11 protein-coding genes are annotated in these 13,440 nt (G+C 57.0%); 8 read left to right on the top strand and 3 right to left on the bottom strand.

Translation table 11 applies throughout. From position 1 onward, the window contains the following. The first annotated feature begins 60 nt into the window (after positions 1-60). The 8 genes from GOV90_RS12635 to GOV90_RS12670 all read left to right on the top strand — a co-directional run bounded on the left by GOV90_RS12635 (position 61) and on the right by GOV90_RS12670 (position 8,540). A complete protein-coding gene (locus tag GOV90_RS12635) occupies positions 61-729 on the top strand; it encodes a nitroreductase (protein WP_171092546.1) in 669 nt (222 codons plus the stop codon). Positions 730-771: 42 nt separating this feature from the next. Further along, a complete protein-coding gene (gene dtd, locus GOV90_RS12640; protein ID WP_171092548.1) occupies positions 772-1,209 on the top strand; it encodes a D-aminoacyl-tRNA deacylase in 438 nt (145 codons plus the stop codon). After that, positions 1,209-2,312: a glycerate kinase gene (locus GOV90_RS12645; protein ID WP_171092549.1), complete on the top strand. Its 1,104-nt coding sequence runs from the start codon at positions 1,209-1,211 to the stop codon at positions 2,310-2,312. The genes dtd and GOV90_RS12645 overlap by 1 nt, the downstream gene beginning before the upstream one ends. Before the next feature lie 235 nt (positions 2,313-2,547). Further along, positions 2,548-4,134: an ABC transporter substrate-binding protein gene (locus GOV90_RS12650; RefSeq protein ID WP_171092551.1), complete on the top strand. Its 1,587-nt coding sequence runs from the start codon at positions 2,548-2,550 to the stop codon at positions 4,132-4,134. Positions 4,135-4,149: 15 nt separating this feature from the next. Then, positions 4,150-5,106: an ABC transporter permease gene (locus GOV90_RS12655; RefSeq protein ID WP_171092552.1), complete on the top strand. Its 957-nt coding sequence runs from the start codon at positions 4,150-4,152 to the stop codon at positions 5,104-5,106. Further along, entirely contained in the window at positions 5,103-5,918 is an 816-nt protein-coding gene (locus GOV90_RS12660; protein ID WP_171092554.1) for an ABC transporter permease, read from the top strand. Before GOV90_RS12655 ends, GOV90_RS12660 begins: the two co-directional genes overlap by 4 nt. Beyond that, a complete protein-coding gene (locus tag GOV90_RS12665; RefSeq protein WP_171092556.1) occupies positions 5,915-7,552 on the top strand; it encodes an ABC transporter ATP-binding protein in 1,638 nt (545 codons plus the stop codon). The genes GOV90_RS12660 and GOV90_RS12665 overlap by 4 nt, the downstream gene beginning before the upstream one ends. 151 nt (positions 7,553-7,703) lie before the next feature. After that, positions 7,704-8,540 (top strand): alkaline phosphatase family protein, encoded by an 837-nt coding sequence (locus GOV90_RS12670; RefSeq protein WP_171092558.1) that lies wholly within the window; start codon positions 7,704-7,706, stop codon positions 8,538-8,540. A 30-nt stretch (positions 8,541-8,570) separates the two neighbouring features. On the opposite strand, the gene GOV90_RS12675 is transcribed toward GOV90_RS12670, so the two are convergent. The 3 genes from GOV90_RS12675 to GOV90_RS12685 all read right to left on the bottom strand — a co-directional run bounded on the left by GOV90_RS12675 (position 8,571) and on the right by GOV90_RS12685 (position 13,376). Continuing rightward, entirely contained in the window at positions 8,571-9,494 is a 924-nt protein-coding gene (locus GOV90_RS12675; protein ID WP_171092561.1) for an alpha/beta hydrolase, read from the bottom strand. 12 nt (positions 9,495-9,506) lie between these two features. Beyond that, entirely contained in the window at positions 9,507-11,396 is a 1,890-nt protein-coding gene (locus GOV90_RS12680) for an acyl-CoA synthetase (protein WP_171092563.1), read from the bottom strand. A 159-nt stretch (positions 11,397-11,555) separates the two neighbouring features. Then, positions 11,556-13,376, bottom strand: a complete 1,821-nt coding sequence (locus tag GOV90_RS12685) for an ABC transporter transmembrane domain-containing protein (RefSeq protein WP_171092565.1) — start codon at positions 13,374-13,376, stop codon at positions 11,556-11,558. Between the last annotated feature and the right edge of the window lie 64 nt (positions 13,377-13,440).

The following is a 13,440-nucleotide window of genomic DNA, read 5'->3' on the forward strand; positions in this document are numbered from 1 at the left end:
GCTTGTGCATCGGGCAAAGCCCGGTCATGCTCAGTGCGGAAACAAAGGGATGGGTCTGCCGTGTCGTTAGCTGAACTGAATACTCTGCTGAAAGACCGCTATTCCTGTCGGGCGTTTCTGTCAGAACCAGTACCGCGAGCGCAGATCGAACAGATCGTCACCAGCGCATCCCAAGTCCCTAGCTGGTGCAATGCACAACCCTGGCAATTGGTGATCACCAGCGCAGATGAAACAGATACGTTCCGTAAAGCAATGTTAGCTGAGGCTGTCAGCGGAACCCCAGCACCGGATCTGCCGTTTCCAACCTCCTACTCGGGCGTGTACCAGGATCGCCGCCGCGCCTGTGGTTGGGCGCTGTACGAAGCTGTTGGGGTGGAACGCGGGGACCGCGCCGGGTCGGCGCAGCAAATGATGCAGAACTTTGCCCTGTTTGGCGCACCGCATTGCGCTATCCTTTCAAGCCCGGCTGAGCTTGGCCCCTATGGCGCGATGGATTGCGGTGGTTTTGTCACGGCCTTCGCGCTGGCAGCCCAAGCGTTGGGGATCGCGACCATACCACAAGCCGCATTGGCCACTTACGGTCCATTCTTGCATCGCTATTTTCAGATCCCCGAAGACCGCTTGATCCTGTGCGCGATTTCTTTTGGCTATGCGGACCCTGATCATCCCGCAAATAGCTTTCGCACAGAACGCGCCGCACCGAGTGACTTTGTGGAATGGTGGGATTAAACAATCCCAGAGGTTGGCTTTCGCATAACAAGGAGGAATCCCTTGCGCGCAGTATTGCAGAGGGTGTCGTATGCCAAAGTGTCGGTCGATGGCACTGTCACAGGATCATGTGGACAGGGGTTGATGATTCTTGTTTGCGCCATGCAGGGCGATGGCAACGAGCAGGCCAAGAAGCTTGCCGAAAAGGCGGCCAAGGTTCGTATCTTCAAAGATGATGCGGGGAAAATGAACCGCTCACTTCTGGATATTGGCGGATCGGCGTTGGTGATCAGCCAGTTTACACTCGCCGCCGATACGAAAAGCGGCAACCGGCCGGGGTTTTCAACCGCAGCCCCGCCGGATCAGGGCGAACAGCTGTACAAGGAGTTTGCAAATCACCTTTCCGCACAAGGTGTTGCGGTGGAAACGGGGCAGTTTGGGGCTGATATGGCGGTCGAACTTGTAAATGACGGCCCCGTCACGATCTGGATTGAGAATTGATGGATATCACAAAGCAAGCCCTTTCGTTTTGGCAGGCCGGAGTTGATGCGGTCGATGGGTTCGCTGCCACCAAGGCCGCACTGCCGGGTGTTCCCAAGCCCGATCGGCTTCTCGCGGTCGGCAAACCCGCTGCCGCGATGGCACGTGCGGCGCTGGCTCAGTTTGGTCCGATCCCCACTCTTGTGGTCACCAAAGACGAACACGGTCGCGATCTTCCCGAGTCGGTCGAGGTGATCGAGGCCTCTCATCCGGTGCCGGATGACCGCAGCCTTGCGGGCGGGCGCGCGCTCCGCGTTGCGATGGAGCAGATGCCGCCGGGCTCTCATGTCCTTCTGTTGGTTTCAGGCGGCGCGTCCTCGTTGGCCGAGGATCTTCTGCCCGGCGTATCTTTGCGCGATCTGGAAGCGTTGAACCGCAGACTGCTGTCTGAGGGGATGGACATTCGGGCGATGAACGCCGAGCGGCGCAAGCTGTCACGCATCAAGGGCGGCGGTTTGCTGTCTCATTTCAAAGGTGCACACGCGACTGTTCTGGCGATTTCAGATGTGCCCGGCGACGATCTCAGTGTCATTGGTTCGGGCATTGGCGCTTTGCCCGATGATTACAGCTTCACAGCGACCACTCAGATCGTGGCTTCAAACGCCCATGCCCGAAATGCGGCTGCCTTCGCAGCAAGCGAAGCGGGTCAAACGGTTCTGGCCAATGACGAAACCCTGCACGACGACTATCTGAGGGTGGCTGCGCACCTTGGGCCAATGCTACGTGGCATGGACAAAGGTGTGATGATCTTTGGCGGTGAACCGACCGTGGTTCTCCCCGATGACCCAGGGCGCGGTGGGCGAAATCAGGCACTGGCGCTTGCATTGGCCAAAGAGATCTCAGGTCAGCCGAACCTGACGGTTGTTGCCGGTGGCACGGATGGTACGGACGGCCCAACAAACGCAGCCGGAGGAATCGTAACCGGAACTACCTGGGTAGAAGCAGCCGAAACCTACCTTCAAAACGCTGACAGCGGCACCTTTCTGGATTCAGCGGGTGCGCTTTTGTTGACGGGACCGACCGGGACCAACGTAATGGACCTAATTGTCGCAATACGCGTATGATTTGACGTATTTTCCTACACTTTGTTCCATCAAGAACCGAAAATGAAAGAATATGCAGACGGTTTCTCAACATACAGATCACGAGGGCAGCGTTCTTGACGTCATCGTGAAGACCATCGTTTTCGGTGCACGCGCGAAATATCCTTGCTCGGCTGTCTGAAATGCGCCAACTTTGACTCATGCGTCAATAAAAAGTCCGCAAAGGGCTAAAACCACTCAATAGGGAGAACACTCAATGAACGAACAAATCACGCACATGGCCGGCCAGGTCACTGCCGGGAAGATGACCCGCCGCGAATTTATGGGGAAAGCTGCGGCTTTAGGTGTTTCAGCAGCAATGGCCAGCACAATGTTTGCGGACGCCGCGCGGGCGGCAGGGCCCAAAAAAGGCGGTGACCTGAAGTTTGGCCTGCAAGGTGGCGAATCAACTAACTCGCTTGACCCGGCGACCTATGCAAGCTCAGTTCCCTTCCAGAACGGCAAACAATTCGGCGATCAGTTGGTTGAAGTGGCACCCGATGGCACCATCGAACCGCGCCTGGCAGAAAGCGTGGAAGGTAGCGCAGACGCCAAAGTATGGACATTTAAGCTGCGTCAAGGCGTTGAGTTCCACAACGGGAAAACAATGACCAGCGAAGACGTTCTTAAAACGATGCAGCGTCACTCGAACGAAGACTCGAAATCTGGTGCGCTTGGCATCATGAAAGGTATCGAGTCCATGAAGGCTGACGGGGACAACTTCCAGGTCACGCTGACTGAGCCAAACGCTGACCTGCCCTATCTGATGGCCGACTATCATTTGATCGTTCAGCCTGACGGAGGGATGGAGAATCCTGGCGCGGGCATCGGAACCGGACCGTATAAGGTAGAAGTGGATGAACCCGGTGTGCGCCACCTTTATACAAAGTTCGAAAACCACTGGAATTCGGATTTCGGAAATTTCGACAGCGTAGAAGTGATCGTGATCAACGATGCTACGGCCCGTACGGCCGCGCTTCAATCTGGACAAGTTCACGCAATCAACCGGGTCGAACCGAAAGTGGCCGACCTTTTGGGACGCGCGCCAAACCTGACAGTGCACTCGACCGCAGGTCGCGGACACTATGTCTTCATCATGCACATTGACACTGCACCGTTCGACAGCAACGAACTGCGCCTCGCTCTGAAACACGCCATCAACCGAGAGGATCTGGTTGAGAAAGTGCTTCGAGGCTATGGTTCGATCGGGAACGACATGCCGATCAACGCGGCTTACCCGCTGTTTGATGAGACTATTCCGCAGCGCGAATTCAGCGTTGAAAAGGCCGCTGAGCATTATCAAAAGTCGGGCCATGACGGTTCGCCAATTATTCTGCGTGTGGCAGATGGCGCCTTCCCTGGTGCGGTAGATGCAGCGGCCTTGTTCCAACAGTCTGCAGCAGAAGCTGGAATTCCGCTTGAGATCAAGCGTGAGCCAAATGATGGCTACTGGTCGGAAGTCTGGAATGTTCAGCCATTCTGTGCGTCCTACTGGGGTGGCCGCCCGGTTCAGGATCAAATGTATGCGACTGCCTATCTGTCGACTGCGGACTGGAACGACACGCGGTTCAAGGTCCCGGCCTTCGACGACTTGCTGTTCGCCGCACGTGCTGAACTGGACCCTGAGAAGCGCAAAGGTATCTACAGCCAGATGGGCATGATGGTCCGTGATGAAGGCGGTCTGATCTGTCCGATGTTCAACGACTTTGTTGAGGGCATCAGCAACCAGTTGGACGGTTGGGAAACCGACCCGACACAAGAGCTGATGAACGGCAATATGTCCCGCAAAATGTGGTTCGTCTGATCCGGGCTACTGTATATGCATCCCATCATCAAACTGGTGTTCCAGCGCTTAGCGCTGGGACTCTTGCTTCTCTTCGGTGCATCGGCTCTGATATTCGGCCTCACTGAAGCCCTTCCCGGGGACGCGGCGCAAGCCGTCCTTGGCCAATCCGCAACCCCCGAAGCGCTGGCAAACCTGCGCGAAGAAATGGGCCTCAACCGGCCAGCCCTGACCCGCTATTTTGAATGGTTGGGTGGCATTGTTCAGGGTGATCTGGGCCAATCACTGACAAACAAGCTCGACATCGCTGAATCCGTTGGCAGCCGTCTGGGCAACACACTGTTTCTGGCGTTCTGGGCCGCTATTATTTCGGTTCCACTGGCTATCTTCCTGGGCCTTCTGGCGGTCCGCTACCGCAACCGCTGGCCCGACAAGATGATTTCGGCGGTCACACTGACCACGATCTCTATCCCCGAATTCCTGATCGGTTATGTGCTGGTCTACTTCGTTGCCGTCAAACTGGGCTTCTTCTCGCCGCTTGCAATGATCAACGACAGCATGACCCTTGGGCAAAAGCTGAACTCTATCGCTTTGCCTGTCATCGTGCTGACTCTGGTGGTTTTGGCGCACATGATGCGTATGACCCGCGCTGCAATCTTGAACGTGATGCAGTCGGCCTATGTCGAGACGGCAGAGCTTAAGGGCCTGAGCAACTTTCAGGTGATCTACCGCCACGCATTCCCGAATGCCATCGCACCGATTGTAAACGTGGTCATGCTGAACCTGGCCTACCTTGTTGTTGGCGTCGTCGTGGTCGAGGTCGTCTTCGTCTATCCCGGCATGGGGCAATATCTGGTGGATCACGTGACCAAGCGTGACGTGCCCGTTGTCCTGGCGTGCGGTGTAATCTTCGCCGCGATCTATATCGGTTTGAACATGATTGCAGACATCGTCTCGATCCTTGCCAACCCAAGGTTGAGGCATCCGAAATGAAGAACATTCCTATCTCTGCAATGATCGGTCTTGGCTTTACCGGCCTGTACTTCTTTGTTGCCATCTTTGCCCCCCTGCTGGCCCCTTATGGCATGGCCGAGGTCGTCGGCGATGTGTGGGAGCCGTCAAGCTCGCAATTCTGGCTGGGCACGGACAACATTGGCCGCGACCTTCTCAGCCGCATGATCTATGGCGGGCGCACGACGATCTTCATCGCCACGGCAGCAACGATCCTCAGCTTTGTGACCGGCTCGGTCCTGGGTTTTCTGGCAGCCGTTATGGGCGGCTGGGTCGATCAGGTCATGTCACGTACAGTCGATCTGATCATGTCGATTCCATCGCTGATCTTCGCATTGGTGGTTCTGGCCATGGTTCCGGTCACCATCCCTGTTCTGATCGTTGTCATGGGCCTGCTGGATGCCACGCGCGTCTATCGTCTGGCGCGCGCTGTTGCGGTGGACATCGCCGTAATGGATTACGTCGAAGCCTCGCGCCTGCGGGGTGAAGGCCAGATCTGGGTGATCTTCCGCGAAATCCTGCCCAATGCTCTGTCGCCGCTGGTGGCTGAACTGGGTCTGCGTTTCATTTTCATGGTTCTGTTTGTCTCGACCCTGTCCTTCCTGGGTCTGGGCGTTCAGCCGCCGCTGGCGGACTGGGGCGGCATCGTGAAAGAAAACAAGGACGGCATCGTCTACGGTATCGGTGCGGCGCTGTATCCCGCTGTCGCCATCGCGACGCTGGCGATTTCGGTCAACCTGGTGGCTGACTGGGTCCTGAACCGCACCACATCACTGAAAGGAGGCCGGGGATGAGCGATCCACTTCTCAAGGTCCGCGACCTCAAGATCGGCGCAACCGTGTATCCACCGGGTGAAAAACCTCATGACATCGAGATCGTGCACGGGGTCAGCTTTGATCTCGAGCGCGGCAAGGTGCTGGGCCTGATCGGGGAATCCGGCGCCGGGAAATCCACCATCGGTCTGGCCTCAATGGCTTATGGCCGGGGCGGTGTGAAGATCACCGGTGGTGAGGTTTGGGTCAACGGGCGTGATATCCTGAAAACCTCGCACGGGGATATCCGCAAGCTGCGCGGTGGCGAAGTCACGTATGTGTCTCAGTCCGCCGCGGCGTCCTTCAACCCGGCCAAGAAGATCATGGATCAGGTGGTCGAGGCTGCGGTCGAACAGAAAAAGTTCAGCCGCAAAGAGGCCGAAGGCCGGGCGCGTGAACTGTTCGCCAAGCTGGGTCTGCCCGACCCGGACAATATCGGCGACAGGTACCCGCATCAGGTTTCGGGTGGACAGTTGCAGCGCTGCATGACGGCTCTGGCCTTGTGCCCCGAGCCTGATCTTGTGGTTTTCGACGAACCCACCACGGCGCTGGATGTGACTACCCAGATCGATGTTCTGATGGCGATCAAAGAAGCCATCGCAGACACCGGAGTCGCCGCACTTTACATCACCCATGACTTGGCAGTTGTGGCGCAGGTGAGCGATGACATCATGGTTCTGCGCATGGGCAATACGGTCGAGTACGGCAACACCGATCAGATCATCAACAATCCGCAGGAGGAATACACGCAGGCGCTGGTCTCGGTTCGCTCAATTGAGCATGAAGAGAAGCAGCCGACACCAGAACCGGTGCTCAGCGTTGACGGTATCACCGCGCGTTACAAGGGCTTGAACTTCGACGTTTTGCACAACGTCAATGTCGAGCTTCATCCGGGGCAGACACTGGCCGTTGTGGGCGAATCCGGCTCGGGTAAATCGACGCTGGCGCGGGTCATCACCGGTTTGTTGCCCCCTCGGGATGGTGAAATCACCTTTGCCGGGCGCAAACTATCGCCAGACCTCAAAGGCCGAACCCGCGAAGACCTGCGCGAATTGCAGATGATCTACCAGATGGCCGACGTGGCGATGAACCCGCGTCAGACCGTTGGAACCATCATCGGCCGCCCGCTGGAATTCTACTTCAACATGCGGGGTGCGGAAAAGCGCAAGCGGGTCATCGAACTGCTGGATGAGATCGAGTTGGGCGAAAAGTTCATCGACCGCTATCCAGCCGAGCTGTCCGGTGGTCAGAAACAGCGTGTCTGCATCGCCCGGTCACTGGCGGCAAAGCCGAAGATGATCATCTGTGATGAGGTAACGTCTGCGCTCGACCCTCTGGTGGCGGATGGCATTCTCAAGCTGCTGTTGGACCTGCAAAAGATCGAGAACGTGGCCTATCTGTTCATCACCCACGATCTAGCGACGGTCCGCGCGATCAGCGACAGCATCGCGGTGATGTATCAGGGGCGCGTGGTTCGCTACGGGCCGAAATCGCAGGTGCTGAGCCCGCCGTTTGACGACTATACCGACCTTCTGCTCAGCTCGGTGCCCGAAATGCATCTGGGTTGGCTGGAAGAGGTTGTCGCCCATCGCAAGATGGAGAGCGCAGGCAACTGATCCACGCTTGTGACAGTTCCATGAAATCTGAAAATCCCGGCGCTTTGTCAGATGACAGGTGTCGGGATTTTGCTATTGGGGGCGTGAACAGTCGCGTTTAGGGCCGCGAATCTCCTAGGCTCGGCTGAAGAATTTAATGAAAGGCACGGGCATGGACCGCAAACTTCTACTCATCATTCTGGACGGCGTCCCCTACCGCAATTTTCGTCGTTTGTTTGGCAATCTGGAAGGCTGGGTCGACAGTGGCGACGCACGGGTCTGGAAGTTGCGGGCCGTGCTGCCTTCGACGTCGGCCAGCTGCTATGCGTCAATCCACACAGGTGTGACACCGCAGGAACATGGCTGCACCGGCAACGGCAACGTCTTTCGTTTGAGCCACAAGGACGTATTCAGTCAGGTTCGCGAAGGTGGCGGCGTAACCGGAGCAGTAACGCATAGCTACTGGTCCCAGTTCTTCAACCGCCACCCGTTCGACTATGTCCGTGATATCGAATATGACGAGCCCGAAAGCCAGACGATCAACCATGGTCGTTTCCACAGCATGACGGGATATGGCAAAGACAATCAGATGACGCCATCCGACGTGGACCTGTATGGGACACTTACCAATCTGTGCCTGCGCTTCGGGCTGGACTATGGCATCCTTCACACCTGCACGCTGGACAGTATGGGCCACCGTTTCTTCCACGATTGCGAAGAAATGGATCATGCTTGCTTTGTCGCCGACGAGATGCTGGCCCCTTTTATCCCCCGCTGGCGCCAACTGGGATATGATGTGATCGTAACCGCCGATCACGGGCAGGACGAACGCGGCCATCACGGTGGTCGTGGCCCATTGCAACAGGAAACAGCACTGTATTACTTCGGCGACGCAGAAGGACCTGACGCAGAGACCGTCATCAGCCAGTTGCAATTGGCACCGACAATCCTTAGCCGTATGGGTGCCCCCATTGCAGAGACAATGAAAGGCGAAGTGTTCCTGCGATAAGGCGAACGCGTCTTTGCACTAAGATAGTTCTTAGTCGTAAGACCAGATCCCTTGTCCCAGGGCTTCGACAGCGACCGAGATACGTTCGAAGCTTTCCGCAGCGCGTTTTACCGAGGTCCGTGCCCTCAGATAGCCGTGCACAAGGCCAGGCTCGTTGATCCAATGGGCCTGGCCCCCTGCTACGGTAATTCGCTGACAGTAGTTCAGACCGTCATCACGCAACGGGTCACAATCGGCCGTCACAACCACAGTTGGGGGCAGGTTCGAAAAGTCGCTGTCCTGCAAGGGCGCGTAGGTCGGGTCGTTCTGCGGCTGATCACTTGAACATCGGACGGTCTCATAGAACTTGATATCGTCCAAGGTCAGCAATGGCGCATGGGCGTGTTCAAGATATGAACCCTGACTACGGTCGCCACCAAGCCCCGGATAGATCAGCACTTGTCCTAAGATGCCGTCCAATCGCCCACGCGCGTGATGGGCAACGGCAGCGGAAAGGTTCCCACCAGCACTGTCTCCGGCCAGGATCAGCGGGTCACCATATTCACGCGCCGCCCAATTCACCGCCGTCCAACAGTCCTCGAACTGCGCGGGATGCACGTGTTCCGGGCACAGCCGGTAGTCAACCGAAACAACACGATACCCTGTCTGGGCGCACAGTTCGGCGCAGACATCATCATGGCTGTCCAACCCACCCACAACGAACCCACCGCCATGGAAATAGACGATGGTTCGGGTGGGTTGCCCGGCGGTGTAGATACGGACCGGAACGCCATCAGCCGCCTGATCCTGTGTTTCTACACCCGCAGGGCGAGGTTGTCGGAAATCCTGACACATGGTGTCATAGACGCGACGCTGATCCTGAATTGAAAGATCAACCGCATCATCGGGATAGCTTTCAGCCGTGCGACGTATGAACGCCCAGGTTTCCTCGTCAATCAGGCGTTCATAGTCCATTGTCCCTCCGGCTTACTCAGACCACTCCCATGGCTGGGTAAATGCGCCCAGCACTTTTGAGACATCGTCTTCCGAAGATCCGTTCGCGTCAAGCTGCGCGACAAGGCCGCGCTTTTTGTCGTCGATCACCGAAACAACACGTGCAGATACATCAGCTGCCTCAAGCGCACCATTGTAGATACGTGTGATCGCCTGCTTACGCAGATCGGGCTTAAAGACCTTACCAACCGCAGTTTTCGGCAGTTCGTCCAGAATGGTCATATGCTTGGGCTGCGCCGCACGTTCATGCACATGAACCTTGCAGTAGTCCATAAGCTCTTTTTCCGTGACCGACGCCCCGTCGACCAGTTCGACAAACGCACATGGCACTTCACCGGAATGCGCGTCTGGTTGACCAATGGCACCGGCAAACGCGACAGCTTCATGGCCCAATAGCGCTTCTTCGATCTCGGCTGGGTCAATGTTATGGCCACCGCGAATGATCAGATCCTTGGCGCGGCCCGTGATCCACAGATAGCCGTCTTCATCAAACCGCCCCAGATCACCCGTGCGCAAATACTTGTCGTAATAGTAAAGATCGACGTTCTTGTCGGCCTCGGTATAGGTGTTGCCCGCATATACACCCGGGTTCGAGATACAGATTTCTCCGATTTGATCCGTACCGCATTCGACCGGTCCGTCCGGCCCGCTTTGCAGGATTTTTACATCCGTATAGGGGAACGGAATACCGATCGATCCGATCTTTTTCTCACCATCCACAGGGTTGCACGACACCAGACACGTGGCCTCGGTCAGGCCATAGCCTTCAACGATCGTCACACCCGTGGCTTCTTCAAAGCGGCGGAACAGCTCAACCGGCAGCGGGGCCGAGCCAGAGAAAGCTGTTTTTACGCTTGAGATATCGGCATCAACCGGACGCTGCATTTTGGCCGAAATGGCAGTGGGAACGGTGATGATAAAGCTTACCTTCCAGCGTTCGATCAGCTTCCAGAAATTGTCGAAAACGCCGTCTCCACGATACCCGGCCGGTGTCGGGAAGATCACATGCGCGCCCGAGGACACGGCCGCCATCATAATCACGTGCACCGCAAAGACGTGGAACATGGGAAGCGGGCACATGATGACGTCGTTTTCGTCAAACAACAGCGTGTGACCCAGCCAGCCGTTATAGACGAGGCCGGAATACTTGTGTTGCGCCACTTTTGGCATACCTGTCGTGCCGCCCGTGTGGAAGTAGCACGCAACGCGGTCTTCCTTGCTGTCTTCAAACGTCAGCGTGGTCGGCTGCTTGGCCAGCTCTTTATTAAAGTTCTTGTAGTTCGCATGGGCCAGTTTTTCCTTGTCACCCATCTTTGGGCGCAGGAACGGCACCAGCCAGGATTTGGGTGGCGTCAGATAACGATTCAGGTCGATTTCCAGAATGGTGTTGACCTTGGGGGCATGACGCACAGCCTCTTCCACTTTCTGGGCCACATCCGTTTTTGGGAACGATTTCAGCGTCACCACAACCTTGGCGCCGGTCTCGCGCAGGATGGCCGCTATCTGTTCCGGCTCAAGCAGCGGATTGATCGGGTTCACGATCCCGGCTACCGCGCCGCCCATCATCGTGATCAGCGTCTCGTTACAGTTGGGCAGCACATAGGCCACCACATCTTTTTCGCCAACGCCCAGAGAACGGAAAAGGTTCGCCGCCTGATTAACCTTGCCCTGCAGTTGCGACCAGGTCAGGGTCTCGGCCTTTTCGGTTGGTCCCGACAACAGTTGAAAACTGATGGCATTGTGGTTGGGAAACTTCTCTGCCGTGCGCGACAAGAGCTGATGGAAGGTGACGGGTAAATCCCGATCCTCCCACGGCATTTCCTGTTCCATGCGCGTTTTGTCTTCCAATCCCACAAAAGCCATGTGGTTCCTCCCGTATGATCTCCCGCATTTCGCGCGGGCTTGTTGTTCGCCTCCAAGATGGGATCAAAACCGACCGCGCGCAAGCGAGGGCTTAGCTGTGACAACGGGTAAAATGTAGAATGACGCTACGGCGAATGGGAAAATGCCCGTGCGTCACCCTTATTCTGCGGCAACACCGTCGGTGAATTGCAACCGGGCCAGACGTGCATACAGCCCGTCCTGAGACACCAGATCATCATGGCTGCCTTGCGCCACGATACGGCCCTCTTCCAGCACGACGATGCGGTCGGCTTTTTTGACGGTTGCCAATCGGTGCGCGACGATCAGCGTCGTGCGCCCAGCGCGCATCTGGTCTACCGCGCCTTGCACCGCACGTTCGCTTTCCGCATCCAGAGCCGAGGTCGCCTCGTCCAGCAACAAAACCGGCGCGTCTCGCAGGATAGCACGGGCGATGGCAATGCGCTGCTTTTGCCCACCGGACAGCATTACACCACGTTCACCGACAAAGCTGTCATACCCTTCCGGCAAGGCCGCAATGAAATCATGTGCGGCGGCTGCACGAGCCGCGGCTTCAACTTCGGCGTCGGTTGCATCCAAACGCCCGAAGCGGATGTTATCGCGGGCCGAGGCGGCAAATATCACGGGGTCCTGAGGAACCAGAGCCATATGGGTACGGAAATCTGCCCGATCCAGCTCTCGCAGGTCATGACCATCCAACGTGACCCGGCCCGAATTGGGATCATAGAAGCGTTGGATCAACTGAATGACGGTCGTCTTGCCTGCACCTGACGGTCCGACAAACGCGACAGTTTCGCCCGGATTGACCTGCAGCGACAGATGATCCAGTGCGACGGTATCGGGGCGCGCTGGATAGCGGAAGCTGACATCTTCGAACCGGATTTCACCTTTAACATCTTTGGGCAGGGTCAAGGGCTTGGCGGGATCGGTCACGGTGTCTTCGGCATTCAGAAGTTCGACCAGACGCTCGGTCGCCCCGGCCGCGCGTTGAAGTTCGCTCCAGATTTCGGACAGGGCCGCAACCGAGCCTGACATGATGATCGAATAGATCACGAACTGCACCAGAACGCCTTCGGTCATCACACCGTTTCGTACGTCATTGGCCCCCATCCAAAGGACACCGACGATGCCCGAAAAGACCAGGAAAATCACGATGACTGTCAGGACCGCGCGAGTCTGAATGCGACGCAACGAGACCACATACGAGGTTTCGGTCATCTCTCCGAATTGCTTGCGGCTTTCCTGTTCATGGGTAAAGGCCTGCACGGTCTGAACAGCCCCCAATGCCTCACCTGCGTTTCCGGACGAGGCTGCGATCCAATCCTGATTTTCGCGACTGATCACGCGCAAACGGCGGCCCAGAACCAGGATCGGAACAACGACAATCGGGATCAACAAAAGCACCAGCCCGGTCAATTTGGCCGAGGTCAGCAGCATCAAAACCAGCCCACCAAAGAACATCAGCATGTTGCGCAACGCGATCGACACTGATGACCCGAGCACCGATTGGATCAGGGTGGTATCCGTTGTGATCCGGCTGAGCACCTCGCCGGTCATGATGCGTTCATAGAATTCAGGGCTCATCGCGATCACGCGATCGAACACAGCCTTGCGAATATCGGCCACCACACGTTCGCCCAGTCGCGTGACCAGCGCATACCGGATACCGGTGCCCACAGCCAGAACAGCGGCGATACCCAGTGCCGCCAGGAAATACCAATCCAGCAGTTCGCCATCCTGAATGCGGAAGTTGTCAATCACGCGCCGCACCGCAAGTGGCAGGGTCAGCGTCATGCTTGCGGTCAGAATCAACGCCAGAGTCGCGCCGATCATCAAAAGCTTATAGGGCTTCATGAAAGGCCAAAGCGAGGCCAGCACCCCAATTTTCTTTGAGCGGGCCCGCTCTTCGCTGGCACCGGGGGCAGCGGCTTGAGCTGGTTTGTTGGCGGTCTGTCTTGCCATGTCGGGCCCTTATGGATTGAACGCTAGAAAGTGAACGCTTTCTTGGCCTCAGCCGCCCTTCTGG

The organism is Ruegeria sp. HKCCA5929, from assembly GCF_013034525.1.
Classification (GTDB): domain Bacteria; phylum Pseudomonadota; class Alphaproteobacteria; order Rhodobacterales; family Rhodobacteraceae; genus Ruegeria.